The following is a 26,719-nucleotide window of genomic DNA, read 5'->3' on the forward strand; positions in this document are numbered from 1 at the left end:
CAGGCATAAAAAAACCGGAGCTGTCAGGCTCCGGTTTTTTCGTTTTTAAGGCTTATTGTTGCGCTTTCAGCCAGGCGATTTCTTCCGCCCAGATATCCGGGTTCACGGTTTCCAGAATCAGCGGGATATTGTCGAAGCGCGAGTCGCTCATGATGTAGCTGAAGACCGTTTTGCCGATATTGCCTTCGCCCAGGCTGTGATGGCGATCGACGCGGCTGCCGAACGCGCTCTTGGCGTCGTTCAGATGCATGCCGCGCAGGTAGTTGAAGCCCACCACGTCACCCAAGGTTTTAAAGGTCTGCTCGCAGGTCTCCTCGGTGCGCAGATCGTAACCGGCGGCAAAGGCATGGCAGGTATCGATACACACGCCGACACGGCTTTTGTCTTCCACGCCGTCAATGATCGCCGCCAGATGTTCGAACCTGAAACCCAGATTGCTGCCCTGACCGGCGGTATTTTCAATCACTGCCGTCACGCCGACGGTTTTATCCAGCACGATGTTGATGGATTCGGCGATGAGCGCCAGGCATTTGTCTTCATCAATTTGCATCAGGTGGCTGCCGGGGTGGAAGTTCAGCAGCGTCAACCCGAGTTGTTCGCAGCGCTGCATTTCATCCAGAAACGCTTCGCGAGATTTTTCCAGCGCTTCGGCGACCGGGTGGCCGAGATTAATCAGATAGCTGTCGTGCGGCAGAATTTGCCCCGGGCCGTAACCGTACTGCGCGCAGGCGCTTTTGAATTTATCAATCACCTCTGCCGGCAGCGGTGCAGCCTTCCATTGACGCTGATTTTTGGTGAACAGGGCGAATGCGGTCGCCTCTAGTTCGTGCGCGCGGATAACCGCCTGATCCACGCCGCCTGACGCGCTGACATGTGCACCGACAAACTTCATTTTCATTCTCCTGTGTAATCGTCGTCATTATGGCATTGATGGCGGCAGGTTTGAATGGCGACAAAAAGGCCCGCGATAAATCGCGGGCCAGGGAAAGCTCAAGGCTCATCAGAAGAAATGTTGCACCAGCAGGTTCATCGCGCCGCCGCCGACAATCAGCCAGATAAACAGCAGGGTGGCCAGCAGAATGGGTTTGACGCCCGCCTCGCGCACCGCGCTGATGTGGGTGGTCAACCCCAGTGCCGCCATCGCCATCGCCAGCATCCAGGTGTCGGCGGTAATCAGGTGTTTCACCCAGGTGGCCGGGATCAGGTTGAACGAGTTCAGCCCGGCGACGGCGATAAACAGCACCGCAAACCACGGAATGGTGATGGCAGATTTGTCCGCTTTGCTCCCGGCATCGCGGCTGCGGCTGATATAACCGGAAAGCAGCAGCAAGAACGGCGCCAGCATCATCACGCGGATCATTTTGGCGATCACTGCGGCGTTCTCGGCATCCGGCCCCACGGCATGCCCGGCGGCCACGACCTGCGCCACTTCATGAATGGTTGAACCGGCGTAGATACCAAAGGTTTCCTGGCTCAGCGGCAACCACCGATAATGTTCATTCAACTGGAACAGCCACGGGTAGGCGAAGATCGCCAGCGTACCGAACACCACCACGGTACTCACCGCTACCGCCACCTTGCTGGAGTCGGCCTTCAGCACCGGTTCGGTCGCCATCACCGCCGCTGCGCCGCAGATGCTGCTGCCGGCGCCGATCAACATTGCCGTCTGGCTGTCGATACCGAACACTTTTTTACCCAGCCAGCAGGCAAGCAGGAAGGTGCTGCTCAGCGTCAGCGCATCGATGATGATGCCGGTAGCGCCGACGTCGGCAATTTGTTGAAACGTCAGGCGGAAGCCGTAAAGAATGATGCCCAATCGCAGCAGACGCTGTTTGGCGAGCTGAACGCCGCTGTGGCAGCTCGGTTGCAGCCACGGATACAGCGTATTGCCCACCAGAATACCGAACAGAATCGCCAGCGTCAGCGCCCCCAGCCCCAGGCCGGCAACCCACGGGATATCACCTGCCCAGATGGCCAGCGCGGTGAGCGCGCCGGCCAGCACCAAGCCCGGTGCCAGCCGAGGTAAGCCGTGCAATGGAAAGTGTCGTGATGGAAAAGCAGGTGCGGTATCGGTCGCCATAAGTCAGCCCTTTTAATCGAATTCCTTGGGCACAAGACTACGTTTTGGCAGCATAAAAATGAAATTGATTATATATTTATAACCTATCTGAATAAGTGGTAGTTCGCATCACCTTTCCAGCCACGACGTTGTCGGTGGCAACCTGAAAGCGAGTGGGTTGAGAAAGTGGTGGGCGGGGTGCGCCGCCATGCCGATTTCTGCAAACGTGGTAATCTTAATGGATAGACACCCTGTGCGTCGCTGCCGGACAGCGGCGCAGATTTAGCATTAATTTCAGTGGCTTTACGCTCAGGCCGCTTTTCAATACCGAGATAGTTATGCATATCACCTTACGTCAACTGGAAGTCTTTACCGAAGTGCTGAAAAGCGGTTCGACCACGCAGGCCTCGGTAGTCCTGGCGTTATCACAATCGGCGGTCAGTGCCGCGCTGGCTGATCTGGAGGGGCAGTTGAGCGTGCAACTGTTCGATCGCGTCGGCAAGCGCCTGGTTATCAATGAACATGGCCGGCTGCTATACCCGAAGGCGCTGGCGCTGCTGGAGCAGGCGGGGGAGATTGAACAGCTGTTCCGCCATGACGGCGGTGCGTTGCGCATCGCCGCCAGCAGCACCATCGGCAACTATATGCTGCCGGAAATGATCGCCCGTTACCGCCATGATTTCCCGGCCACGCCGCTGGAGCTGAACGTCGGCAACAGCCAGGACGTGATTGGGGCGGTGGCGGATTTTCGCGTCGACTTGGGGCTGATTGAAGGGCCTTGCCATATGCCGACGCTGGTCACCCAGCCGTGGCTGGAGGATGAGCTGGTGGTGTTTGCCGCGCCGGAAAACCCGCTGGCCCGGCAGCCGCTGACGCTGGAACTGCTGGCCAATGCGCCCTGGATCCTGCGTGAGCGCGGGTCGGGCACGCGAGAGGTGCTGGATCACCTGTTGTTGGCGCATCTGCCGCACTTCCAACTGGTGATGGAGTTGGGCAACTCGGAGGCGATCAAACACGCGGTGCGCCACGGTATCGGCATCAGTTGCCTGTCGCGGCGGGTGATTGAAGAACAACTGGCGAGCGGTGTGCTGGTGGAGTTAAACATTCCGCTGCCGCCGCTGATGCGCACCTTGTATCTGATCCACCATCGGCAAAAACACATCTCCAACGCCCTGCAGCGCTTCCTCAGTTACTGTACGTTGCCGGTCTGAGGAGGTGCAGTGCGCCAATAACGTCTCTGCACGTGGAAATGAAGCATAAAAATCTGCACCCTGTCACATTAATGACAGTAAGTAATGAAAATTAGGCTGCCGCTAATAATTAGCGCTGAGTTATGAAGCTATCTTATATCAGCGCAATGTTACTAGTTCGCCGGTGGGTATTTGTTACAATCCGCCCTCATTTTTTGACGAGCAGATAGGGTAAGAATGGCTCAGCAGGATATAAAAACATCGGGGCAGCAAGCACCCGGATTGCGTCGCGAGTTGAAAGCGCGGCACTTAACCATGATCGCTATTGGTGGTTCTATCGGCACCGGCCTGTTCGTCGCCTCCGGCGCCACTGTCTCTCAGGCCGGCCCGGGCGGGGCTTTGCTGTCTTATGCGTTGATCGGTCTGATGGTCTACTTCCTGATGACCAGCCTGGGCGAGCTGGCGGCCTTTATGCCGGTGTCCGGCTCGTTCTCCACCTATGGCGCCAAATACGTAGAAGAAGGCTTTGGTTTCGCGCTGGGCTGGAACTACTGGTACAACTGGGCGGTGACCATCGCCGTTGACCTGGTGGCCTCGCAGTTGGTGATGACCTACTGGTTCCCGGATGCGCCGGGTTGGATCTGGAGCGCGCTGTTCCTCGGCCTGATGTTCCTGTTGAACTACATTTCGGTCAAAGGATTCGGCGAAGCGGAATACTGGTTCTCCCTGATCAAAGTCACCACCGTCATTATCTTTATCGGCATTGGCGTGCTGATGATCTTCGGCATCCTCAAGGGCGGCGAGCACGCGGGTTGGCAGAACTGGACCATCGGCGATGCGCCGTTTGCCGGCGGTTTCTCTGCGATGATAGGCGTGGCGATGATCGTCGGCTTCTCGTTCCAGGGGACCGAGCTTATCGGCATCGCGGCCGGCGAATCGGAAAACCCGGGTAAAAACATCCCGCGCGCAGTGCGCCAGGTGTTCTGGCGTATCCTGCTGTTCTATATCTTCGCGATCCTGATTATCAGCCTGATCATTCCTTATACTGATCCAAGCCTGCTGCGCAACGATGTGAAAGACATCAGCGTCAGCCCGTTCACGCTGGTATTCCAGCATGCCGGCCTGTTGTCGGCGGCGGCGGTGATGAACGCGGTGATCTTGACGGCGGTGTTGTCCGCCGGTAACTCCGGGATGTATGCCTCCACCCGCATGTTGTTTACTCTGGCATCGGAAGGCAAAGCGCCGCGCATCTTCGCCAAACTGTCGAAGGGCGGGGTGCCGCGCAATGCGCTGTACGCGACCACCGTGGTGGCGGGGCTGTGCTTCCTGAGCTCGATGTTCGGTAACCAGTCGGTTTATCTGTGGTTGCTGAACACCTCGGGCATGACCGGCTTTATCGCCTGGCTGGGGATTGCCATCAGCCACTACCGGTTCCGCCGCGGCTATATGATTCAGGGGCGTGATCTGAACGATCTGCCTTACCGTTCCGGCTTCTTCCCGCTGGGCCCGATCTTTGCGTTTGTCCTGTGTCTGATCATTACGCTGGGGCAGAACTACCAGGCGTTCCTGCAAGACCGGATCGACTGGTACGGCGTGACCGCCACCTATATCGGCCTTCCGCTGTTCCTGATGATCTGGTTCGGCTACAAGCTGACGCGTGGCACCCGTGTCGTGAAATACAGCGAGATGGAATTCCCGAAAATGGACGTGAAGTAACGCCTGTCGATGCTTGATGAATGTCCGGTTGCGGCCAACAGCGCTGCAATCGGACATTCAGTGGATATGAAACGCGGCGCACTCTTGCTGCGTTATTCCTTCGTATTTATCGCCAGTGCATGTTGCGCTGCCGCCATCAGGCTGTCCACCGTTTGAAAATCCTGGGTTAACGCCAGCACCCCGGCATTCAGTTGCAGCGTCACCTCACCGAAAACGCCAAAGACATACGGCGCCTCCAGCGGCGGCATGATGCGCGCCAGAAACTCCCCTTCGGAACCGTAAGGCAAATCGTGCACCAGGATCAGAAACTGGCCACCGGCGTAACGGCAGACAAAATCGCTTGGACGAACCAGCATTTTCAGGCGTTCGCCGATGGTACGCAGCACGTCATCGCCGATCAGCACGCCGTGGCTTTGATACAGCGCCGCCAGCGGGGTAAATTCAATAATAAACAGGTGCGAAAGCGGGTGTACCGTTGCCGAGGGCCGGCAGATGTCTTGCATTACGGCTTCGCCGCCTGCGCGGTTGAGAAAACCGGTCAGATGATCGCGATGAGCCGCCTTTTGTTTTTCTCCTGCCAGCGTGACGTACTGCACCAACTGGCGATGATAAAACGCGATCAGCCCATGCGCCAGCAGCAGCCACAGCGGGATGATATTCGCCAGTAAAAACAGATTTTGCACGCGCGACAGCGGCGCGGCCAGCAGGAAGGGCAGCGTCAGCAGCATGATTTCCAACAGGGCGAAGCGCGGTGCCGCAGCGTGGCGCTGCATCAACCAGAAGGCCAGCGCAGTAATCAGCAGACCGGCGAACAGGATCAACACCATACGGCCCGAGAGCATGGCCAGCAGCGCAATGGCACCGACCAGCCCCGACCACAGCAGCACCGCTACCAACATGGCGTTCGGCCAGACGGGCGGAGTGACGCGAGCCAGCCACCAACGTATGCCGGTCAGCGCCAACAGCAGCCCCAGAAGAGCGATGCCGATTGCCATATGGCTCAGCCAGGCGTAGGCCAGCAGCAGCACTGTCACACCGGCGGCGTTCAGCCAAGGTGTTCGGGGAGAAGGAACAAGCGTAAGCCGGAGCTGACGTTGAAACTGGGCGTCATCAGCCTGTTGTGGGCCTTGCACCAGCCAATGGAGCAGGGCGGGTCTTTTAGGCGTTAACGTGGATGGTCGACTTCTCATGGCTGCCTCTTCAATAAGAGCCTAAACAGTAGGCCCCAAATATCCGGCCAGGCGTGGTTGGCGCGCCGTTTGCCGGTCAGGATTTGGATTCTAGGTGGTTTTGTCGCAATTTGTCACAGTGCTGCGTGGAGCGAAGAAACTTTCGGAATTATTAACCCTGTCCGGCAGGCTGAAGCCAGGGGGCGTGTTTAGCGAATAATCTTTAAAAATAAAGTGTTACATCTCAACATGGCGGGTAATAGCTATTGATATGATTGATAAGTATTATCGTTTGCTTTATTGTTGGCGGCTGCTTGCCAGGGTAACGCGGCCGTTTGCATGCCGCTATGGTCATCGTCGTAACAGGTATCCGAAATAATGAGCGTATCCACCGATCCCATGTCTGACGCCAAGGGGCAACCCGACGTCAACGTCATGGGGCGTTATCAACATATTCTTCGCCACCGTTTATTGATGATGGGGGTGTTGGCACTGGCGATTATTGGTTCGCTGCTGCTGGATTTTACCATGGGGCCATCCGGCCTCTCTTTGTCTTCCCTGTGGCAAACGCTGATTGACCCTGCGGCGGCAGATGCCGGAACGCGAGTGATCGTGTGGGATATCCGTCTGCCTTACGCGCTGATGGCGGTGGTGGTGGGGTTTGCGCTTGGGTTGGCCGGCGCAGAAATGCAGACCATCCTGAATAACCCGCTTGCCAGCCCGTTTACCCTCGGCGTTTCTTCCGCAGCGGCTTTCGGCGCGGCGTTGGCCATCGTGCTGGGCATTGGCGTGCCGGGTATCCCGGACCAGTGGTTTATTTCCGCCAACGCCTTTATTTTCGCCCTGTTTGCCGCACTGATGCTGGACGGCATCACGCGCTGGACACGGGTTGCCACCTCCGGCGTGGTGCTGTTCGGTATTGCACTGGTGTTCACCTTTAACGCACTGGTTTCAATGATGCAGTTTATCGCCAGTGAAGACACGCTGCAGGGGCTGGTGTTCTGGACCATGGGCAGCCTGGCGCGCGCTTCATGGGACAAATTGGGTATCCTGCTCGGCGTATTCGCCGTGCTGTTGCCGTTGTCGATGATGAGCTCCTGGAAGTTGACCGCGCTGCGGTTGGGCGAGGATCGGGCGGTGAGCTTCGGTATCGACGTGCGTCGCCTGCGCCTGACGACCCTGCTGCGCATCAGTATCCTTTCCGCGCTGGCGGTGGCCTTTGTCGGCCCTATCGGTTTTATCGGCCTGGTGGCGCCGCACATCGCTCGCATGATTTTCGGCGAGGATCACCGCTTCTATCTGCCGGCCAGCGCCTTGATCGGCGCGCTGGTGCTGTCGATGGCTTCAGTCGCTTCGAAAAACCTGATCCCGGGCATCATCATTCCGGTCGGTATAGTGACGTCACTGGTGGGCGTGCCGTTCTTCCTGAGCATTATTCTGCGTCATCGGGGGAATGTATGAGTCAGGGACTGCGTATTGAACATTTTTCCGCCGGTTATCCAAAGCGCCAGGTTATCCGCGATCTGGCCGTGCCGATGCTGCCGCGCGGGCAAATCACCGTGCTGCTGGGGCCGAACGGCAGCGGCAAATCGACGCTGTTGCGCTCGCTGGCCGGGCTGAACCCGGCGCAGGGTCACTTGTGGCTGGATGACGTCGATTTGATGCAGATGCCCTTTGCCCGTCGCGCGGAAAAGGTGGTGTATCTGCCACAGTCGCTACCTGCGGGGGTGCATCTGCACGTGCTGGAGTCGATCATCGTGGCGCAACGCGCTTCGGGCGGTCGCAGCAATGCCGGCAGCGAGGCGGAGGTTATGGCCCTGCTGGCGCAGCTCGGTATCGCCCATTTGGCGTTGAGTTATCTCGATCAACTTTCCGGCGGCCAGAAACAGCTGGTGGGGTTGGCGCAATCGCTGATCCGCCAGCCTTCGCTGTTGCTGCTGGACGAACCGCTGAGCGCGCTCGATCTCAATTACCAATTCCACGTGATGGATTTGGTGCGTAAAGAGACGCGTAAACGCAATATCATCACGGTGGTGGTGGTGCATGACATCAATATTGCTCTGCGGCATGGCGACCACGTGCTGATGTTGCAGGACGGCGAATTGATTGCCGACGGTTCGCCGGAAGAGGTGATTACGCCGCAGAGCCTGGCACGGGTCTACGGCGTGCGTGGGCGCATCGAGCGCTGTTCGCAGGGAACGCCGCAGGTGCTGATCGACGGTTTGGTTACTCAGCCGGCGATCTGACAGATTACTGCGTTTTGAAAGTAAGGCATTTTGAAAACAGAAAGGCCCGGTGTCATACAGATACCGGGCCTTTCTGTTTCAGCGTTTTGAGCGCGCAGCGTGCGCGCCCTTATTGGCATCAGAAGTTGTACGTCATGCCGACGGTGTAGCGGCGGCCGTCCAGCGTGGTGTTGTAGTTGTCGTAATCGACGGTTTTGTCGAGAATGTTGTAAACCCCGCCGGTGACCGTCAGGTCTTTATTCGCCTGGTAGCTGAGGCCTGCGTCAACAAAGGTATACGAAGGCGTACTCTTGGCCATCGAGGTGCGGCTCAGGTATTCCGATGTCTTGCTGCGGAAGTTGACGCGTGACCACAAGCTGACGTCATGGGTAGCCTGCCAGTCCAGTACGGTATTGAGCATGTGCTTCGGCATCTGGTTCAGCGGTTTGCCCTGGTTATCGCCGCTTTTCTGTTCGGATGAAGTAAAGGTGTAGTTGGTGTTCCACTTCCAGTCTTTGCTGATCTGCCAGCCGAAAGTGGCTTCTACACCGCGCATATTGGCTTTATCGACGTTGATGCGATCGCTGATAAAGTAATAGGCCGTGTTGCCAATCATGCATTGCGCATCGCCATCCCCGCTGTCGCAGCGGCGCACCTCGGTGATCTTGTCTTTGAAATCGGTGTTGAACAAGGTCACGCCGGCGTTCAGGTTTTTCTGGTTATCCCACATCACGCCGATCTCTTCGCTCAGGCTCTTCTCCGGCTGCAGATCCGGATTACCGATGATGATCGATTTGCGCCCGCCACCGGTAATTTGCCCCCAGTTGGCGGAAGATTGGCGCAGATCCGGCGAGCGGTAGCCGGCGGATACGCCGCCTTTCAGCGTCCACTGTTCGGTCAGGTGCCAGACGCCGTACATGCGTGGCGTCCAGTGATTGCCGTAATTCTGATCCTGGTCCATACGGATACCGCTGGTCAGGCTGAAGTCGTTGGTCAGCGCCCATTCGTCTTCGGCAAACAGCGCCCAGCTCCAGCGGGTCAATTTGTTCAAACCGTCGGCCGCATCCAACTGGTTGCCCTGATCGCTCAGTTTTTCGTAACGGTACTGCCCCCCAGGCTCAGCATATGAGCACCGAGATCAAACTGGGTCTGGGTATTGAAGATGGTGTTATACATCTTCATGTCGCGGCCCGGGTTATTCGTCTCTTCGCGCTGAATGTAGCTGGTGGTATTGCCGAAATCGTAATAACCGTTGTGCGTCAGGGCGTAGTTGGTGCGGGTGTAGAGGCTATCGCTGGCGCTGTTTTGCGTGCACTTGCCGTTGCGGCAGTTCTCGGTCGCCATGGATTTGCCCGGCGTGCTGTTGCGGTCTTGCAAGGAGCGGCCGATTTCGAAATCAAAATCATTCTGCTCGTTCGGCGTCAGGCTGAACACGGCGGTGCCGCTGCGCATGCGCTGTTCATTGAAGCCGTTAAGGATTTGGTCCTCGGCGCGGCGCGACAGCAGGCCATTGACCCGCAGGCCAAGCAGGCCTTCAATCAGCGGACCGGAGGCGTAGGCGTTGGTCTGGAAAATATCGCCGGAATCGCTGCGTTCCTGGAAGGTGGCGTCGCCGTGCAGCGAGCCTTTCCACTCGGTTCTGGAGGTTTTGCGGGTGATGACGTTGATTACGCCGCCCATGGCGTCGGAGCCGTACAGCGAAGACATCGGCCCACGTACCACTTCGATGCGTTCAATCGCTTCCAGCGGCGGTAACCAGCCTTGTTCGATACCTGAGTTGTCGCTGTTCGGGCGGGTGCCGCGGGTGTCCACGCGTTTGCCGTCCACCAGAATCAGGGTGTATTTGGAGGACATGCCACGGATGCTGATATCGCTGCTGCTGGCACCGCCGGTGACCACCACGCCCGGCACGTCTTTCAGGGCGTCGGTGATGTCTCGGTAGGCTTTGTCTTCGATCTGCTGGCGCGGGATCACCGAGATAGAGGCGGCTGAATCCTGGATTTTTTGCTGGAAACCGGAGGCGGTCACCACCATGGTGTCCGGGGTATCCTCTTGCGCCGCCAGTGCGCCGGTGCTGGCGAGTGAGGCGATAATCAGTGCGGTGAGCTTGTTATAGCGTGGCTTTTCCATGGGCAACCTTTCCTGGTTTGCTGTAAATCGACAAAGGCGTCGATTTAACGGGTTGAAGAATAGGTAGAAACGGTTCCCTGTCTTGGCAGGGGACATCATTCCGGCAGTATTTCGTCAGGCCATTGTAAGGATTTAAAACTGAATGTAAACGCAAATGATAATTCGTATCATTTGTATGCTTAAAAAGAGGTAGGGAGAGGTAACCGGATGAATTAAAGGGAAAACCGGCGCGGCAGGGCGCGCCGGGGAAAGTCAGCGTTTTTGGATGTAGGTGATAGCCAGCGCCAAAGCCAGTACCAGCCCTTTGATAATATCCATCGCATAGTAGGGGACTGAAAGCATCACCAGCCCATTTTGCAATACGCCGAGGATCACCGCACCGACCAGCGTGCCTAGCGCGTTGGGTTTGCCGGAGCCGGCCAGAGAGAAACCGATGTAGGCGGCGGCGACGGCATCCATCAGATAACCGCCACCGGCGTTAACCTGCGAAGAGCCGATACGTGACGCCAGCAATATGCCGCCAAGCGAGGCCAGCAGCGAGGAAATCACATACGCGGCGACCTTGTAACGTACCGTGCGGATCCCCGAAAGGCGCGCCGCCTCCGGGTTGCCGCCGATGGCGTACATACGGCGACCGTGTTTGGTCAGCGACAGGAACAATTGCACCACAATTGTCACCGCCAGCATAATCAGCACAATCACCGGCACCTGGCCCAGTGCGGAGAAAATGTCCGGGATGAGCCCTTCGGCCATATCGCCATTCGGCAACAGCATATTTTGGGTGATCGACCCGCCGTAGCTGTAGGTCATGGCAACGCCCTGGATCACAAACAGGCTGGCCAGCGTTGCCAGCATGTCGGGGATCTTCAACACCACAATCAGGAAGGCGTTGAACAGGCCAACCAGCGTACAAATCAGCAGCGTCAGCACAATCGCGCCGGTGGTGCCGAAACCGTACCAAACGAACAGCGAAACCACCAGCGCGTTAGCCAGCGAGGCGGTGGAACCGACGGAAAGATCGAAACCGCCCACCGACAGCGAGATAGACACCCCGATGGCGATCACCGTCACGATGGCGATGGAACGCAGGATGTTGATGATATTGTTGGGATCGAGGAAATTGTCCGACGCCATCCCGAACAGGGCGATCAGCGCCACAACGGTGAGTAACATCCCCCATTTGTAGAGAAACTCAAACAGCTGATGACGCCAGGGCTGTGCATTGGGCAGGGATAATTCTTTACTCACGCAGGGATTCCTCCGGTGGAATACAATAATAGGGTTTCTTCGTCAATATCGGCGGCGTTCAGCTCCGCCACCACTCGCCCGTCCCACAGGACGCAGATGCGATCGCACAGGCCGAGCAGCTCCGAGAACTCGCCGGAGGCGTAGATAATGCCTTTGCCGTCGCGCGCTAGGCCATCGATCAAGGTGAACAGTTCCTGTTTGGCCTTGATATCCACCCCCTTGGTCGGCTCATCGAAAATCAGCACATCGGCATCGCCGCGCAGCCATTTGCCGATGGCCACTTTTTGCTGGTTGCCGCCGGAAAGCCTTTTTAGCCGCTGCTGCGGGCCGGAGGCGCGAATATTCAGACGCTGCATGATATCGCGCGCCCAGCGCAGCTCTTGTCGGCGACTGAACAGGCTCCAGCGCGAGAAACTGTCGTCGGCGCTGACGCTCAGGTTCATCGGGATGGCTTCATCAATAAATATGCCTTCTTTGCGGCGCTCTTCCGGCACCAGCGCCAGCCCCTGTTCAACGGAAAGATGCGGTGCGCGCGGAGCCCAGGGTTTGCCGCGCAGTTCGCCGCGTTCCACCTGAGCCGCTGAGGCGCCGAACAGCGCCTTGCACAGTTCGGTTTTGCCCGCGCCGGCCAACCCGGCGATACCCAAAATCTCCCCCTGATGCAGCCGCAGGGAGACGTCGCGCAGTTTGTGACGATCGTGCAGACCTTCTACCTGCAGCAGCGTGCGCGAGCCGTGCGGTGGCCGCGGCGGCGGGAAGATATCGTCCAGCCGGTGGCCAAGCATTTTCTCGACAATCTGCTCGCCGGCCAGCCCCTGCATGGCATCTTCGCTGACGTGGCGGCCATCGCGCAGCACCGTCAACCGATCGCAAATTTCACTCAGCTCGTGAATGCGGTGGGAGATAAACACAATGCCGATGCCTTCGGACTGCAAGCGGCGAACTACGCGGAACAGGCGCTCGCTTTCAGCGCGATCGAGCGGGGCTGTGGGTTCATCGAGTACCAGGAAGCGGCAGCGATGCGACAGCGCGCGCGCCAGCAGCACCTGCTGTTTCTCCGCCAGCGTGCATTCTGCCAGGCGTTGGCGCAGGTTGAGGGGTAAATCCAGTTGCTGAAGCAATTGTGCGGCCTGGCGGTACATCTGTGCCCAGTTGAGCAGATGGCCCGGTTCGTTCAGCCAGTCCAGCATGATGTTTTCCGCCACCGACAGCGTGGGGATCAACGCCACGTCCACCTCCTGCTGCACCACATGGATGCCGTGTCGGCGGGCCTGCAGCGGCGAATGAATATCGACTTTTTGGCCGTCGATAAAGATCTCGCCGCGGTAATGATCATGCGCGCCGGAAAGGATCGCCATCAGCGTTGATTTTCCTGCGCCGTTGGCACCGACCAGCGCATGCGTGGAGCCGCCCTGCAAGGTGAAGTCGACGTTTTGCAGCGCATTGAATCCGGCAAAGGCGATCGAGATATTGCGCATCTCGAGGCGTGAGGGCGTTGCGGTTGGCATAGTGTGATTAAAAAGACGTTTAGGTGTTTAGATGGCTAAAGAACTTCTTTTGTAACACAGATTGCGATTTTGGCAACAAACTAAATGGCATAACTGAGACGAAAAAATTCCTGGAGAGGCGCTAGAATCCCAAACGGTCCCGCAGCGCATAGTACGCCGCGCCAAGGGCGGTGAAGGGAACGCGGAACTGACGTCCGCCGAAAAAGGGCAGGTGCGGCAGCCGGGCGAAGGCGTCAAAACGTTCGGCATCGCCGCGCAGCACTTCGGCAATCAGCTTGCCCGCCAGATGGGTGCAGGTGACGCCATGGCCGCTGTCGCCCTGCATGTAATAAACGTTATTCTCCAGCCGGCCGAACTGCGGCATACGCGACAGCGTCAGCAGGAAATTGCCGCTCCAGCGGTAATCGATCCGTACCTGTTTCAATTGCGGAAAGGTTTTTAATAGCTTGGGCAGGATCAAGGGATCGATATCGGCCGGATCGCGCGCGCCGTAAACCACGCCACCGCCGTACAGTAGCCGGTTATCGGCGGTCAGGCGAAAGTAATCCAGCAGGTAATTGCCGTCTTCGACGCAAAAATTATTGGGCAGCAACGACAGCGCCATGTCTTTTGACAGCGGCTCGGTGGTGAGAATTTGCGAGCCGCACGGCATGCTCAGCCGGCTGAGGCGCGGCTCCAGTTTGTCGCCCAGATAGGCATTACCGGCAATAATCACAAACCCGGCGGTGACCGAACCCTGTGCCGTGTGTACTCGGGCCGGTTGGCGGTAATCAATGCGCGTGGCCGCTGACTGTTCGTACAATCGCCCGCCGTGACGGCGTATCGCGTCGGCTTCGCCCAATGCCAGATTGAGCGGGTGCAAGTGGCCGCCGTTGCGGTCCAACAAACCGCCCACGTAGCGATCGCTGGCTATCTCGCGCCGGATGGCCCCCTGGTCCAGCAGTTCCAGCCGGGCATTGCCATAGCGCCGCCAGTTGGCCTGCTGGTGCTCCAGCGTACGCAGTTGTTTGGGGTTCAGCGCGGCGAAGATGCCGCCGGGGCGGTAATCGCAGGCGATGGCGTATTGTTCGATGCGGCTGCGGATAATCTCTGCGCCTTCGAACATCATGCCGCCAAGCATGGCTGCGGTATCGGTGCCGTAACGCGCCTCGATCACATCGATATCGCGACTGTAGGAGTTGACGACCTGACCGCCGTTGCGGCCGCTGGCGCCCCAACCGATGCGAGCGGCCTCCAGCACCACCACATCAAAACCGGCCTCGACCAGATGCAACGCCGACGACAGGCCGGTAAAACCGCCGCCCACGATGCAGACGTCGCAGCGGATATCTTCGTTCAGCGCCGGGTAGGGCGCGAACGGATTGGCGGTGGCGGCATAATAGCTGGCAACGTGTTCCGTCATAACTTATCCGTCATAACTTATCCTTCATAACTTCTCCGCCAAAATCGGTCAGAAGGTGGTGGGCGTATGCGCGCTGACGATTCGGCAGACGCGCGCCGACGTATTGCTAAAACTGTGGGGAATGCCGGTGTTGATGGCGTAACTCTGGCCGGCGGTCAGGCAGTAAGTCTGGCCATTGATGGTCAGCATTATTTCGCCTTCAAGCAAAGTGCCGATCTCCTCGCCCTGATGTTTGATCTTCTCGCCGGTGGTGGTGCCGGGTTGATAGGTTTCCAGCATCATTGCCAGATTGCGCGCCGGATTACCGTTGTGCACCAACTTCATCGACACGCCCTGACTGCCGATTTCGATCAGGTCATCCGCCTCGATCACTACTTTGGGCTCGTTGGCGGCTTCCGGTTCGGCAAAAAAGGCGGACAGCGACAGCCCATACACCTTCAGCAGCTTTTGCAGCGTACTGATGGCCGGACTGACCTTGTCCTGTTCGATGGTGCTGATTGCGCTGTGGGTTAACCCGGACAGTTCGGCGACCCGGCGCTGCGACAAACCCAATTGCAGACGGATCTGTGACAGGCGCTTACCCGGCGCCAAGCTGACTTCGCTCATAGCGGTACTTCCTTCTGGTAGGGGCGACAGGCAGAAATGAACGGCAGAGTCGGGTGCCTGTCTGGGGGATATCGGCACAGCATGATATCGGTAGTTAAGGTGGTTTTGGAAAATATATTGCCCATCGTCTCCCCCGTTCTGGCGGACGAAATTCTGTATGTTAAAAGGCAACTAACGCCTTTTCGGTCAATATTTTATCAATTTAGCAGCCGGTGGCGAATAATCAAACGGGATTGTAACATTTGCAAACCATTTCTGTTAAGGCTATGTTTCATATTATGGATGTTATTTTGAGCGCCAGTCAGGGCGCAGTCTACAGAGAAATCAGACCATGTGTTGAACCGATCGGCAGACGGATGCGCAAGCGTCCTTAGAGCATAATGGCGGGTGATGTATGCAAACCAATATCGCAGCAGTTGAAAATTTTGCACAACATAATGAAGAGAGGCGAAGTAGCGCGTTCCAACGTGAGGTTGCTCACTATCTGGAACGCCACCCCTCAACGCAGTATATCGATATTCTTCTCACAGACCTGAATGGTTCCTTCCGCGGTAAACGTATTCCCGTCTCCGGGCTGAAAAAATTGGAAAAAGGCTGTTACTTCCCCGCCTCGGTATTTGCTATGGATATTCTGGGCAATGTGGTGGAAGAGGCGGGCCTGGGCCAGGAACTGGGCGAGCCGGATCGCGTGTGCATGCCGGTGGCCGGATCGCTGACCCCGTCGGCGGCGGACCCGGACAATATCGGTCAGGTATTGCTGACCATGCTGGATGAAGATGGTACTCCCTTTGACGTTGAACCCCGTAATGTCCTGAATCGAGTGTGGCAGGCGTTACGCCAGCGCGGCATGTTCCCGGTGGTAGCGGTAGAGTTGGAGTTCTATCTCATTGATCGACAGCGAGACTCTGAAGGGTATTTGCAGCCCCCTTGTTCGCCCGGCACCCAGGAGCGAAACATGCAAAGCCAGGTCTACTCGCTGGATAACCTGAATCATTTCGCGGAGGTGTTGAACGATATCGATACCCTGGCGCAGATGCAGGGGTTGCCGGCGGACGGCGCGGTGGCGGAGGCGTCGCCCGGCCAGTTCGAGGTGAACCTGAACCACACCGATAACGTGTTGTTGGCTTGCGATCACGCGTTGTCGCTGAAACGCCTGGTGCGGCTGGTGGCGGAAAATCATCATCTGCACGCGACCTTTATGGCGAAACCCTATGAGGAATACGCCGGTAGCGGCATGCACGTGCATATCAGCATGCTGGACGGCGACGGCAAGAATCTGTTCACGGATGCCGATGGCGAAGACTCGCCGCTGTTACACCGTGCGCTGGCCGGAATGATCACCTTGATGCCGGCCTCCATGGCGCTGCTGGCACCGAACATTAACGCCTTCCGCCGTTTCCAACCGGGGATGTATGTGCCTACCCAGGCTTCCTGGGGGCACAATAACCGCACCGTCGCGCTGCGCATTCCCTGCAGCGAGCCGGAGAATCACCGGGTGGAATACCGCGTCGCCGGTGCCGATGCCAATCCCTATCTGGTGGTGGCGGCGATCCTGGCCGGGATTTTGTATGGGCTGGACAACGAACTGCCGCTGCCTGAGCCGGTGACCGGCAACGGGCTGGAGCAGGAAGGGCTGCCGTTCCCGATCCGCCAAAGCGATGCGTTGTATGAATTTGAACATCAGCATGAGCTGACGCAGTATCTGGGCGAGCGCTTTGCGCAGGTTTACCATGCTTGCAAGATGGATGAGCTGATGCAGTTTGAGCGGCTGGTGACGGAAACCGAGATTGACTGGATGTTGAAAAACGCCTGAGGCTGGGTAAACTGAATGTTAATCTTCTGGCGATAAGCGTTTTGATAGCGGAATAATTCGCCTTGCAGGCGGGTTTTCCGCATGATCGCCAAAAGAATTTGTTTAAGAAGGTTTCAGGATCTTGTCATCCGGCTGCTTTCTGGTGCAAAATATAGTTAATGCAGATAGCCGACGTTTTAAAGCGTCGGTTATTTTTTTTGCATTTGTGTTCTAACAACTGTGCGTTTCATACACCAAGCGAGGCCGGACACCGATCCGGATAGATAAATAGTTTCGTGCGCGATCAAACAAAACTTTATGGTCGTGACTCATGAGGATAAGAAAGATGGGGCAATTTTTCACTTTAGCGCCGGTGCCCGCCGGTTTCCGCTGCGGTCGCAGCGATTATGGAGCAGTCAAGGCCACCTTGACCCGTTATCCAGCTTCCAATCCCCTTCTTTTTGAATTCAGTCGCACGTTGCGAAGTTTCCCCGCAACCTTAAGTCTTGGCGTGTCTACGCTCCGCAAGGCAGAAGGTAAGGGGGGGCTGCGTCATGTCCGATAACATCATCAGCGCTGCTCCAGCCCAACGCGCGCAACTGCGTAAAACCCTGACTTTAGTTCCGGTAGTGATGATGGGGCTGGCTTACCTGCAGCCAATGACCATCTTCGATACCTTCGGCATCGTATCCGGCCTGACCGATGGTCACGTCGCCACTGCGTACGCCTTTGCTCTGCTGGCGGTCCTGTTTACCGCATTGAGCTACGGCAAACTGGTGCGGAAATTCCCGTCTGCCGGTTCTGCCTATACCTATGCCCAAAAAGCCATCAGCCCGCACGTCGGCTTTATGGTGGGTTGGTCGTCGTTGCTGGACTACCTGTTCATGCCGATGATCAACATTCTGCTGGCCAAAATTTACCTGGAAGCCATCTTCCCGGGCGTGCCTTCATGGATCTTCGTGGCAGCGCTGGTTGGGCTGATGACGATTTTCAACCTGCGCGGCATTAAGCTGGTAGCGAACCTGAACTCCATCATCGTGGTCGTGCAGGTGGCGATCATGATCGTGTTCCTCTGCCTGGTGGTGAACGGTATTTCCCACGGCGAAGGTGCAGGCACGCTGATCAGCAGCCGTCCGTTCTGGTCTGAGAATGCGCACGTGGTGCCGATGATTACCGGCGCGACCATTCTGTGCTTCTCGTTCCTCGGGTTTGACGGCATCAGCTCGTTGTCTGAAGAAACCAAAGACGCAGAGAAAGTGATCCCGAAAGCCATCTTCCTGACGGCGTTGATCGGCGGCATCATCTTCATTGTGGTGTCTTACTTCGTGCAGCTGTATTTCCCGGACATCTCGCGTTTCAAAGATCCTGACGCGTCGCAGCCGGAAATCATGCTGTACGTGGCCGGCAAGTTCTTCCAGTCCGTGATCCTGGTGTTTTCTTGCGTAACCGTACTGGCTTCCGGTATGGCATCGCACGCCGGTGTTTCGCGCCTGATGTATGTGATGGGCCGCGACGGCGTATTCCCGGAGCGTTTCTTCGGTTATGTACACCCGAAATGGCGTACTCCGGCGCTGAACGTGCTGCTGGTTGGCGCGATCGCTCTGTCTGCGGTGTCATTTGACCTGGTGACGGCGACGGCGCTGATTAACTTCGGTGCGCTGGTGGCGTTCACCTTTGTGAACCTGTCGGTGATTTCGCAGTTCTATATCCGCGACAAATTGAACCGTACCGTTAAAGACACCATCAACTACCTGATTCTGCCGGTATTGGGTGCTCTGACCGTGGGTGCGCTGTGGCTCAATCTGGAAACCAGCTCTATGACGCTGGGGCTGGTATGGGCGGCGATTGGCCTGATTTATCTGGCTTTCGTGACCCGCAGCTTCCGTCTGCCGGTGCCGCAGGCCAGTGAAGACGTGGCATAAACCTTAATCGGACATCATTAAAAAAGGGCGCATTGCGCCCTTTGTTGTTTTTATTAGCCCACCAACTCTTTGCCGTATTCAAACAGCGCTTTCAGCAGCGCGGTCTTTTCTTTATCGCCCTCGTGCAGGTTATACAGCGACTCCAGTTGCAGCACGTAACTCTGCACCCGTTCGGCGCTCAGCATTTCCTGGCGATGCCGCAACCAGCGGCGTTGTTCGGCGTCATCCAGCGTATTCGGATAGTTGCGGGCACGGAAGCGGAATAGCAGCTCTTTCATGCGTCCATCGCTGAAAGTCAGATCCAGCGCCGGCAGGTTCTGCGGCTTGGTTTGCTGGATGATTCTCATCGCCGCCTTGTCGGCATCGCTGAAGAAACCGTCGTACAGCCTGGCGTCCACGTCGTCGACGGCTTTGAAAGGCTCCGCATCGGCGAACAACGCGACCACTTTCTCGCGGATTTGCGGATTCTGGCGCAGTAATTGCAAATTTTGCAGGCAGGCCTGGCGGTCAATACCCAGCCGTTCGGCGTTTTCCGGCAGCAGCGTCTTGGCAGGTGCCAGCACCGGGCATTTATTGATATGCACCAGTTTGAGCGGCACCGGGGATTGCCCGGCCGCCAAATCCTCACGGCGGGTATACAAGCGTTCACGCAGTTCGTCGGCGCTCAGCGTCAGCAGCGGGGTCATATCGCCGGCCAAATCGCACATGATCACCGCGTTCTTGTTGTCCGGGTGCCAGGCCAGCGGCGATACCCAACTGGTATTGCCGCGCGCGGCGCCGAACATACCGGAAACATGCACCAGCGGCGTCATTTCAGCGATATCGATCAAGGCGTTCAGCTTATGCTTGTTACGGTGTTGCAGCAGGAAGTCGAACAGCCGCGGTTGCGCCTGCTTCACGAGCTTGGCCATGGCGATGGTGGCGTAAACGTCCGACATGGCGTCATGGGCATGTTCGTGTTCGACGCCGTTGGCGCGAGTCAGATGTTCCAGGCGGAAGCTGGGGAACCCGTCTTCGTTTTCCGGCCAAACGATACCTTCCGGACGCAGCGCATAGCAGGCCCGCATCACGTCAAGCAAATCCCAACGAGAGTTGCCGTTTTGCCAACTGTAGGCGTAGGGATCATAGAAGCTGCGATAGAAAATATTACGGCTGACTTCGTCATCGAAGCGGATATTGTTGTAACCCAGAATACAGGTGCCCGGCACGCTGAACGCCTGATGGATTTGGTGCGCGAAGTCGGCCTCGTTAATCCCTTTGGCCAGCGCCACCTGTGGCGTGATGCCGGTGATCATCACCGCTTCAGGATCGGGCAGGTAGTCGTCGGCCGGTTTGCAGTAGATGACCAACGGCTCTTCGATGATATTGAAATCCATATCGGTACGCACGCCGGCAAATTGCGCCGGGCGGTCCATCGATGGGCTTTTGCCGAAGGTCTCGTAGTCGTGAATGTAGAATGTGGCCGGTGCCTTGCTGCTCAAAATCGCATCTCTCACTTGGCGTAGGGAATATGCCTCTATTGTAACGGCGGGATGCACGATGCCAAGCGGTCGTTACCGTTAATCGCCCAAATGCGAAGGATTACGCATTGCGGTAGTAGTTAAGACGCTGATGAAAGTAGGGGCGTAAGTGTTCGGGGACCTGATCTTCGGCGCTGATTGCGTTGGAAGCAATGCCATAACGCTCGTTATAAATGACGCTAAGTGCGAGTAAATCGGCTTCAATTTTTTCGCGTTCTGCCTGCGGTAAGCTATCCAGCTTTCGACCCATATTCTTCTCCCTGTGAACCTAAGGGCATCATAGGATCGTTAGCTGCGCTTGTCCCTACCCCATTCAGGGGGGACCCTCGCAAGGTCGGCGATCGTGCCTGAAGGCTGTTGCCAGACGCCGCGTTGGCATGATAGCGATGAGAGGCTTGCGCCGTGAACGCCTCCGGGTTTTGCTGGTGGGTGCGTTCGAAGACGCGATCGACTGAAAAAATACTGCCGATCACTACCAGCCAGAAAACGCTGCACAGGACCAGTACGCCCAACCAGGCTTTTTGGTTATAGCTCATAAAAACTCCTGACGATAAAAGAGGATGACATTGACCGATAAATTAAATCAGAGCTTGTATCAATGGTCGATAAACGACGGTGTTTAATACGCCCATTTTTTATTGAATGTGTTACCAAATACCGCAACGATGTGTCAGAATATTCCTTAAGATAATATTAAGAAAAGATAAATAAATACCACTGAGTTCCATTTAATATTTGTTTAATTATCCCCGCATACAATCAGCAACATTCAATGCCAATGTGGGTACATATTATGAAAACGCTACTGTTGACGGGCGCTACCGGCTTTCTGGGTGGTGCGGTCCTTGAGAAGTTACTTAATGAAAATCAGGCGATTAACTATCTTTTTCTCGTGCGTGCTGAAAATGCGGCGCAGGGATTGGACCGTATTCGGATGAATATGGAAAAATTCAATATTGATGCCGATTTATTTTCTAAAATTACGATAGAAAATATATTGTTGGGTGATTTAAGTGAGCCTGAAGGCTTTTTATCGGACACGCGCATTAATAAAGTAACGCACGTTATCAATTGTGCCGCGGTAGCCTCGTTTGGCAATAATCCGCTTATCTGGAAGGTTAACGTTGAAGGAACGCTGGCCTTTGCCGAGAGAATGGCGCAAGTGGAAGGATTAAAACGTTTTCTGCATGTGGGCACCGCAATGTCTTGTGCGCCGGAGCCGGGTTCACTGGTGGCGGAAAGCGCGGAGTTTGAAGAAACCGCCGAACATCTGGTGGAATATACTCGCTCCAAATCCACCATTGAACAGTTGATGCGTCAACGTTGCCCGCAACTGCCGCTGGTGATCGCCCGTCCTTCCATTGTGGTGGGGCATACCCGTCTTGGCTGCCAACCTTCCAGCAGTATTTTTTGGGTGTTCAGCATGGCGCTGATGTTGCGCCAATTTATGTGTTCGTTGCAGGACAATATTGATGTGATCCCGGTGGATTACTGTGCCGATGCGATGGTGATGCTGCTGAACAGAGAAACGCTGGATAATGACGTTTATCACATTTCTGCCGGTGAAGAGTGCAGCGTCAGTTTTGCGGATATCGATCGCGCGATGGCCGTTGCGCTAGAGAAAGCGCCGGTCGGCGATGCCTATGCCCAGGTCAATTACGACGTTCTGGTGAAGATGCGCAGGCAGCTGAAAGATATTTTCGGGCCATGCAACGAGCGGCTAATGCTGAAGGCGATGCGTTTGTACGGGTCGTTTGCCATGCTCAACGTTCGTTTCAGCAACGACAAGATCCTCAAGTTGGGTATGCCCAAACCGCCACGTTTTACCGATTACATCGGCAACTGCGTGCAGTCGACCCGGGGATTGTCCATTCAGCAGCAAATGGTGGTGGATTTCAAATAGTGCCAGGGCGAGCTACCCGGTGAAATCCACGGGGATATCCTTGCCCTTACCAGGATGAAGACGACCAGAAAACGCGGCCCAGCACCACAAGTTGGTCTTTGCGCTGCGCATAACTCAGGTGCTCATCCTGGTATTCTTCCCGGTTCAGGGAACGAATGGTCACGCCGCCGTCAGGCTGCTCGATCAAGACCTTCACCCGCAGCAGGTTGCCGTGGCGGATAGCGTAGGTTTTACCTTCGCGGATGCGGGTGTCATCCGTGTTGATGCCGACCACGTCGCCGTCCTGCAGGCGTGGCTCCATGCTGGAACCGGAGATGCGGATGATCCGCGCGGCATTCACCGCCACCCCCATTTTGTGCAGATAATAGCGGCGGAAGATCAGCGAGAACTCTTCACGGTCGACGATTTCATAACAGCCATCACCGGCTGAGAAATCGATATCCAGCAGGGGAATTTCCACAAACTCTTCCTTGTCTTGTTCGGTATCTTCCCACACCACCGGCTTCAGACGGGCAGGTTGAAAATCCGACTCTGCCGCCACGTTATCGAAAGGACGCACCAGCTGTTTTTCATGGAAAACGTCAAACCAGCCCTTGGGCAGGTTCAGTTTGGCTTCGATCCGCCTGGCGAGGTTGTCGCCCAAGTTGCGGGAGGACTTTTCACCGGTGATTTGGCTGAGCGTTGGCGCGGAGGATTCAACCAGTATCGCAAACTCATTCTGGTTAACCCCCTTCCGGGCGTAGCGGGCCATCAGGTCGCGCAAATTATTGCGTCTTATTTCTTTGGTTTCCATCGTTGGATGATCGCACTCTTTAGCAAAAAGGTAAATATCCGTTTTGCTAAAAATGTCTTGCGTTTTATTTAGCAATTAGCTAAATCTAAAAAGGTGGACTGTGTTCACGCAGAGAGTGTCGGGGCGCAGCATGTCGCGCCCGCATTAATTGGGCGAATATGTTCGTCCCCTACATGACGATAAGTTGATAATGAAGACCAACAGAGAAGAAGGAATCTACGATGTTCAGTATTGATTACAATAGCTACCGTTCGGTAGCCGGTTTTGGCCACCGCGTGCGTTTTCTGGTGTTGCATTACACGGCGCAGAATTTTGCCGATTCGGTGCAATCGCTGACCGGTAAATCGGTCAGCGCCCATTACCTGGTGCCGGATCCGGAAGATCAAACCTATCAGGCAGCCGGCTTTAGCGGCGTGCGTATTTTCAACCTGGTAGATGAAGATGAACGGGCCTGGCATGCCGGGGTCAGCAAATGGGGCAACCGCAATAATCTCAACGATACGGCGATTGGTGTCGAGATCGTGAATCTGGCGAGCGGCGATGGCGAAGACATTACTTTCCCGCCGTTTAACCCGCAGCAGATCGCGGCGGTAACGCAGCTGGCGCAAAATATTCTGCAGCGCTATCCGGACATCACGCCGATCAACGTGGTGGCGCATTCGGACATAGCGCCGGGCCGCAAGAGCGATCCCGGCCCGCAATTTCCGTGGCATCAGCTGTATCAGGCCGGCGTTGGCGCCTGGTATGACGAAGCGGTTAAACGGCAACACCAGCGTGAATACCACTGTCAGGGCATTCCCGCTCAGCAAGAGCTGCTGGCGTTGTTCGCAAAATACGGTTACGACACCTCAGCGGCGACCAACGCCGAAGGCTATCGCCAACTGGTGCGCGCCTTCCAGCTGCATTTCCGCCAGCAGCGGTATGACGGCGTAATGGATGTGGAAACTGCCGCCATTCTGCGTGCGCTGGTGGATAAGTATGCCGCTTAAGGTTTTGCGGGTGGGGGACGCCTCATCCGCCTTTTCTCCACCCGCTTTCCTCCGCTAAACTAAGCGTCTTCCTCGTCATCGGTAACGGGATGCATTGTGCGCCTCGACAGAAAAATATCGTCTTTTGAACGGCTGACCTACCGGCATTACCGCGTTGTGCATGGTTTGCGCATCGGGCTGGCATTTATCCTGACCTTCCTGCTGATCCGCCTGCTGGAGGTACCGGAAGGCACCTGGCCGCTCATCACTCTGGTGGTGGTGATGGGGCCGATTTCGTTCTGGGGCAACGTGTTGCAGCGGGCGCTGCAGCGCATCGCAGGCACGGTATTTGGCGCAGTCTCCGGCCTGATTGCCCTGTATCTTGAACTCTACTCGCTGCCGCTAATACTGGCGTGGTGTGGGGTGGTGATGTTTTTTTGCGGTTATCTGACGCTCGGCAAACGGCCCTATATGGCCTTGCTGGTGGGCATCACGTTGGCGGTAGTCTGTGGCGCGGGCGCCGGCGATATGCATACCGCGCTGTGGCGCAGCGGCGACGTGATTTTTGGCTCGTTGTTGGCGCTGTTGTTCAGCAGCATCTACCCGCAGCGCGCTTATATCCTGTGGCGAATGCAACTGGCGGATTGCCTGCAGAACGCCGGCAAAATTTACGGTGCTTATCTCTCGCCCAACATGATTGAGCGGCCACGGCTGGAACCGCAGTTGAAAGATCTGCTGAACCAGGTAGTCAGGCTGCGTGGCCTGATCGCCCCCAGCAGCAAAGAAACCCGTATCCCCACAACGGTATTTGAAGCGGTGCAAACGCTGAGCCGCAATCTGGTGTGTACGCTCGAGTTGCTGGCGGACGCTTACTGGGCCTCGCGCGAAACTCATTTTATTATGCTGAACGCCAAAACGCTGCGCAGCGCGCAGCTGTTGACGTTGCGTTCGCTTGAGTCGCTGGCGGAAATGATGCGCAACGGGCCGCAGGAGCATCAGCAGGCGGCGGTGGGGCAATTAAGCGAAATTGCCGCTGAACTGAAAACCCTGATGCAGGAGATCAGCATCGGTCAGCACGGCGAAGCGCCTATCTACGGCTATGTTTGGCTGAGCATGGAGCTGACGCAGCAGTTGGAAGAGCTGGGCGATCTGCTCAAGGTGTGCACTGTCGCCGGGCACGAATAGGTGACCAGATCATGAAGCGGGCGCATCGGGTTTTTGTCAGGCCGCTAAAGTGGGTAAGATAAGGCAATGAGAGTTGTGCCGGACCGCCACAAACCTGTATCTTGGTGTCATTGTGGCCGTAAGCAAATGAATCTGTGTATTACTAAAGCAAGGGTATGAAGATGGATAATGCAAATAAGCCGAGTTTCCAGGACGTTCTGGAGTTTGTGCGTATGTTCCGCCGTAAAAATAAGCTGCAGCGCGAAATTATCGACAACGAGAAGAAAGTTCGTGATAACCAAAAGCGTGTGCTGCTGCTCGACAACCTGAGTGAGTACATCAAGCCTGGCATGAGCATTGAAGACGTTCAGGGCATCATTGCCAACATGCGCAGCGACTATGAAGATCGCGTTGATGACTACATCATCAAAAATGCCGATCTGTCTAAAGAGCGCCGTGATTTGTCCAAAAAGCTGAAGGCTATGGGCGAAGTGAAGTAACAGGTTTTATCGGGCCAGGTATTCACCTGGCCCTTTTAGTTTCCCCCACCCGTCTCCGTTATTACGCCGTATCCTGCGCCATTTTTGCGCGTTATTGGCCCGCGCCGTAGACGTCAAAATCAAAATATTTATCATTCACTTTTTTGTAAGTGCCGTTGGCAATGATGGTTTGCAGCGCCGAATTGAACGCCTCGCGCAGTGCGGTATCCTCCTTGCGCAGCCCAATACCGTCGCCGATGCCAAAATACTTGCTGTCATTGAGTTCGGCACCGACAAACGCAAAGTCTTTTCCCGCCGGAGTATGGAAGAACTCGCCGGCGCTGACGCTGGCCAGCAGCGAGGCATCCAAACGGCCATTGATCAGATCTTCATTGGCTTCCTGCTGGCTCTGATAGGACACCACGTTGACGCCGGCCGGCCGCCACAGGGCGGTGGCGTAAACTTCCTGGCTGGAACCTTGCTGCACGCCAACCGATTTCCCTTTCAGCGAAGCCGCGGTGGGTTGCAGAACGCTGCCTTTACGGGCCACCAGGCGCGCCGGGGCGTTGGAAACCTTGTTTGAAAACGCAATCTGCGTCTGCCGTTGCGGCGTGATGGTCATCGACGAGGCGATGGCATCGAACTTTTTCGCCAGTAACCCCGGGATCATCCCGTCCCAACTGCTTTCGACCCAGACGCATTTGGCCTGCATCTGATCGCACATCGCCTGCGCGATATCGACGCCGAAACCGGTCAGCGTACCCTGCGGGGTTTTATATTCCAGCGGCGGGTAGGTCGGGTCTACGCCCAACTTAATCACTTTGCCGCTAAACTCCCCGCCAAAGGCCGCAAAACTTAACGCCAGTGGCAAGACTAAAACCAGACTCATCGTTGTCTTCATTTCATTTTCCTCAGCGTTGTGGCG

General features: G+C 56.4%; 22 protein-coding genes and 1 pseudogene. 10 read left to right on the plus strand and 13 right to left on the minus strand.

Annotated elements, in window-relative coordinates:
* Positions 1-52: 52 nt before the first annotated feature.
* Together nfo and V2S86_RS02770 are read right to left on the minus strand one after the other, a co-directional pair.
* Positions 53-892, minus strand: a complete 840-nt coding sequence (gene nfo, locus V2S86_RS02765; protein ID WP_330761122.1) for a deoxyribonuclease IV — start codon at positions 890-892, stop codon at positions 53-55.
* A 108-nt stretch (positions 893-1,000) separates the two neighbouring features.
* Positions 1,001-2,080 carry a YeiH family protein gene (locus V2S86_RS02770; RefSeq protein ID WP_330761123.1) on the minus strand — a complete coding sequence of 360 codons (1,080 nt, stop codon included), beginning with the start codon at positions 2,078-2,080 and terminating at the stop codon, positions 1,001-1,003.
* Positions 2,081-2,397: 317 nt separating this feature from the next.
* On the opposite strand from V2S86_RS02770, the gene yieE reads away from it, so the two are divergent.
* Positions 2,398-3,270, plus strand: coding sequence for a DNA-binding transcriptional regulator YeiE (gene yieE / locus V2S86_RS02775; RefSeq protein WP_330761124.1), 873 nt, complete (start codon positions 2,398-2,400; stop codon positions 3,268-3,270).
* A 216-nt stretch (positions 3,271-3,486) separates the two neighbouring features.
* The gene (locus tag V2S86_RS02780; RefSeq protein ID WP_330761125.1) at positions 3,487-4,965 is read left to right on the plus strand and encodes an amino acid permease; all 1,479 of its coding nucleotides are present in this window, start codon (positions 3,487-3,489) and stop codon (positions 4,963-4,965) included.
* Positions 4,966-5,057: 92 nt separating this feature from the next.
* Here V2S86_RS02780 and V2S86_RS02785 read toward each other — a convergent pair whose 3' ends face one another.
* Entirely contained in the window at positions 5,058-6,155 is a 1,098-nt protein-coding gene (locus tag V2S86_RS02785; protein WP_330761126.1) for a GGDEF domain-containing protein, read from the minus strand.
* 357 nt (positions 6,156-6,512) lie between these two features.
* Between V2S86_RS02785 and V2S86_RS02790 the strand changes: the two genes are divergently transcribed.
* Entirely contained in the window at positions 6,513-7,595 is a 1,083-nt protein-coding gene (locus tag V2S86_RS02790; protein ID WP_006318069.1) for a FecCD family ABC transporter permease, read from the plus strand.
* A complete protein-coding gene (locus V2S86_RS02795; protein WP_330761127.1) occupies positions 7,592-8,380 on the plus strand; it encodes an ABC transporter ATP-binding protein in 789 nt (262 codons plus the stop codon). Before V2S86_RS02790 ends, V2S86_RS02795 begins: the two co-directional genes overlap by 4 nt.
* 118 nt (positions 8,381-8,498) lie before the next feature.
* On the opposite strand, the pseudogene V2S86_RS02800 reads toward V2S86_RS02795, so the two are convergent.
* The 5 genes and pseudogenes from V2S86_RS02800 to puuR form a co-directional block, all read right to left on the minus strand.
* A pseudogene (locus V2S86_RS02800) lies at positions 8,499-10,489 on the minus strand (ligand-gated channel protein).
* Positions 10,490-10,741: 252 nt separating this feature from the next.
* Positions 10,742-11,737 carry an ABC transporter permease gene (locus V2S86_RS02805; protein WP_330761128.1) on the minus strand — a complete coding sequence of 332 codons (996 nt, stop codon included), beginning with the start codon at positions 11,735-11,737 and terminating at the stop codon, positions 10,742-10,744.
* The gene (locus tag V2S86_RS02810; protein ID WP_330761129.1) at positions 11,734-13,245 is read right to left on the minus strand and encodes a sugar ABC transporter ATP-binding protein; all 1,512 of its coding nucleotides are present in this window, start codon (positions 13,243-13,245) and stop codon (positions 11,734-11,736) included. The genes V2S86_RS02805 and V2S86_RS02810 overlap by 4 nt, the downstream gene beginning before the upstream one ends.
* A 121-nt stretch (positions 13,246-13,366) precedes the next feature.
* Positions 13,367-14,647, minus strand: coding sequence for an NAD(P)/FAD-dependent oxidoreductase (locus V2S86_RS02815; RefSeq protein WP_330761130.1), 1,281 nt, complete (start codon positions 14,645-14,647; stop codon positions 13,367-13,369).
* Positions 14,648-14,695: 48 nt separating this feature from the next.
* Complete coding sequence (gene puuR / locus V2S86_RS02820; RefSeq protein WP_330761131.1) at positions 14,696-15,253, minus strand: HTH-type transcriptional regulator PuuR; 558 nt, start codon at positions 15,251-15,253, stop codon at positions 14,696-14,698.
* Between the two features lie 394 nt (positions 15,254-15,647).
* On the opposite strand from puuR, the gene V2S86_RS02825 reads away from it, so the two are divergent.
* On the plus strand, positions 15,648-17,066 hold the full coding sequence (locus tag V2S86_RS02825) for a glutamine synthetase family protein (RefSeq protein WP_330761132.1): 1,419 nt from the start codon (positions 15,648-15,650) through the stop codon (positions 17,064-17,066).
* A gap of 533 nt (positions 17,067-17,599) precedes the next feature.
* On the plus strand, positions 17,600-18,967 hold the full coding sequence (locus tag V2S86_RS02830; RefSeq protein ID WP_330761133.1) for an APC family permease: 1,368 nt from the start codon (positions 17,600-17,602) through the stop codon (positions 18,965-18,967).
* 53 nt (positions 18,968-19,020) lie between these two features.
* On the opposite strand, the gene sbcB is transcribed toward V2S86_RS02830, so the two are convergent.
* The 3 genes from sbcB to V2S86_RS02845 form a co-directional block, all read right to left on the minus strand.
* Positions 19,021-20,448 carry an exodeoxyribonuclease I gene (sbcB, locus tag V2S86_RS02835; RefSeq protein WP_330761134.1) on the minus strand — a complete coding sequence of 476 codons (1,428 nt, stop codon included), beginning with the start codon at positions 20,446-20,448 and terminating at the stop codon, positions 19,021-19,023.
* Between the two features lie 100 nt (positions 20,449-20,548).
* Positions 20,549-20,737: a DNA polymerase III subunit theta gene (locus V2S86_RS02840; RefSeq protein WP_330761135.1), complete on the minus strand. Its 189-nt coding sequence runs from the start codon at positions 20,735-20,737 to the stop codon at positions 20,549-20,551.
* The gene (locus V2S86_RS02845) at positions 20,718-21,023 is read right to left on the minus strand and encodes a hypothetical protein (RefSeq protein WP_330761136.1); all 306 of its coding nucleotides are present in this window, start codon (positions 21,021-21,023) and stop codon (positions 20,718-20,720) included. The genes V2S86_RS02840 and V2S86_RS02845 overlap by 20 nt, the downstream gene beginning before the upstream one ends.
* 257 nt (positions 21,024-21,280) lie before the next feature.
* Between V2S86_RS02845 and V2S86_RS02850 the strand changes: the two genes are divergently transcribed.
* Positions 21,281-22,390, plus strand: a complete 1,110-nt coding sequence (locus V2S86_RS02850; protein ID WP_330761137.1) for an SDR family oxidoreductase — start codon at positions 21,281-21,283, stop codon at positions 22,388-22,390.
* A gap of 46 nt (positions 22,391-22,436) precedes the next feature.
* On the opposite strand, the gene V2S86_RS02855 is transcribed toward V2S86_RS02850, so the two are convergent.
* Positions 22,437-23,183, minus strand: coding sequence for a S24 family peptidase (locus V2S86_RS02855; protein WP_330761138.1), 747 nt, complete (start codon positions 23,181-23,183; stop codon positions 22,437-22,439).
* Between the two features lie 221 nt (positions 23,184-23,404).
* Here V2S86_RS02855 and V2S86_RS02860 point away from each other — a divergent pair, with 221 nt between their 5' ends.
* The 3 genes from V2S86_RS02860 to tmaR all read left to right on the plus strand — a co-directional run bounded on the left by V2S86_RS02860 (position 23,405) and on the right by tmaR (position 25,815).
* Positions 23,405-24,172, plus strand: coding sequence for an N-acetylmuramoyl-L-alanine amidase (locus V2S86_RS02860; protein WP_330761139.1), 768 nt, complete (start codon positions 23,405-23,407; stop codon positions 24,170-24,172).
* Between the two features lie 96 nt (positions 24,173-24,268).
* On the plus strand, positions 24,269-25,336 hold the full coding sequence (locus tag V2S86_RS02865) for an FUSC family protein (RefSeq protein ID WP_330761140.1): 1,068 nt from the start codon (positions 24,269-24,271) through the stop codon (positions 25,334-25,336).
* A gap of 161 nt (positions 25,337-25,497) precedes the next feature.
* Positions 25,498-25,815 (plus strand): PTS system regulator TmaR, encoded by a 318-nt coding sequence (gene tmaR, locus V2S86_RS02870; RefSeq protein WP_006318052.1) that lies wholly within the window; start codon positions 25,498-25,500, stop codon positions 25,813-25,815.
* Positions 25,816-25,906: 91 nt separating this feature from the next.
* Here the strand turns inward: tmaR and V2S86_RS02875 are convergent, their stop codons facing one another.
* Positions 25,907-26,695, minus strand: a complete 789-nt coding sequence (locus V2S86_RS02875; RefSeq protein WP_330761141.1) for an ABC transporter substrate-binding protein — start codon at positions 26,693-26,695, stop codon at positions 25,907-25,909.
* Between the last annotated feature and the right edge of the window lie 24 nt (positions 26,696-26,719).

The organism is Serratia sp. C2(1), assembly GCF_036352655.1.
GTDB lineage: Bacteria > Pseudomonadota > Gammaproteobacteria > Enterobacterales > Enterobacteriaceae > Serratia > Serratia inhibens.

Coding starts and splice junctions, on each gene's coding strand:
- nfo (WP_330761122.1), bottom strand. CDS start 892: ATGAAGTTTGTCGGTGCACATGTCAGCGCGTCAGGCGGCGTGGATCAG.
- V2S86_RS02770 (WP_330761123.1), bottom strand. CDS start 2,080: ATGGCGACCGATACCGCACCTGCTTTTCCATCACGACACTTTCCATTG.
- yieE (WP_330761124.1), top strand. CDS start 2,398: ATGCATATCACCTTACGTCAACTGGAAGTCTTTACCGAAGTGCTGAAA.
- V2S86_RS02780 (WP_330761125.1), top strand. CDS start 3,487: ATGGCTCAGCAGGATATAAAAACATCGGGGCAGCAAGCACCCGGATTG.
- V2S86_RS02785 (WP_330761126.1), bottom strand. CDS start 6,155: ATGAGAAGTCGACCATCCACGTTAACGCCTAAAAGACCCGCCCTGCTC.
- V2S86_RS02790 (WP_006318069.1), top strand. CDS start 6,513: ATGAGCGTATCCACCGATCCCATGTCTGACGCCAAGGGGCAACCCGAC.
- V2S86_RS02795 (WP_330761127.1), top strand. CDS start 7,592: ATGAGTCAGGGACTGCGTATTGAACATTTTTCCGCCGGTTATCCAAAG.
- V2S86_RS02810 (WP_330761129.1), bottom strand. CDS start 13,245: ATGCCAACCGCAACGCCCTCACGCCTCGAGATGCGCAATATCTCGATC.
- V2S86_RS02815 (WP_330761130.1), bottom strand. CDS start 14,647: ATGACGGAACACGTTGCCAGCTATTATGCCGCCACCGCCAATCCGTTC.
- puuR (WP_330761131.1), bottom strand. CDS start 15,253: ATGAGCGAAGTCAGCTTGGCGCCGGGTAAGCGCCTGTCACAGATCCGT.
- V2S86_RS02825 (WP_330761132.1), top strand. CDS start 15,648: ATGCAAACCAATATCGCAGCAGTTGAAAATTTTGCACAACATAATGAA.
- V2S86_RS02830 (WP_330761133.1), top strand. CDS start 17,600: ATGTCCGATAACATCATCAGCGCTGCTCCAGCCCAACGCGCGCAACTG.
- V2S86_RS02840 (WP_330761135.1), bottom strand. CDS start 20,737: ATGGGTCGAAAGCTGGATAGCTTACCGCAGGCAGAACGCGAAAAAATT.
- V2S86_RS02845 (WP_330761136.1), bottom strand. CDS start 21,023: ATGAGCTATAACCAAAAAGCCTGGTTGGGCGTACTGGTCCTGTGCAGC.
- V2S86_RS02850 (WP_330761137.1), top strand. CDS start 21,281: ATGAAAACGCTACTGTTGACGGGCGCTACCGGCTTTCTGGGTGGTGCG.
- V2S86_RS02855 (WP_330761138.1), bottom strand. CDS start 23,183: ATGGAAACCAAAGAAATAAGACGCAATAATTTGCGCGACCTGATGGCC.
- V2S86_RS02860 (WP_330761139.1), top strand. CDS start 23,405: ATGTTCAGTATTGATTACAATAGCTACCGTTCGGTAGCCGGTTTTGGC.
- tmaR (WP_006318052.1), top strand. CDS start 25,498: ATGGATAATGCAAATAAGCCGAGTTTCCAGGACGTTCTGGAGTTTGTG.
- V2S86_RS02875 (WP_330761141.1), bottom strand. CDS start 26,695: ATGAAGACAACGATGAGTCTGGTTTTAGTCTTGCCACTGGCGTTAAGT.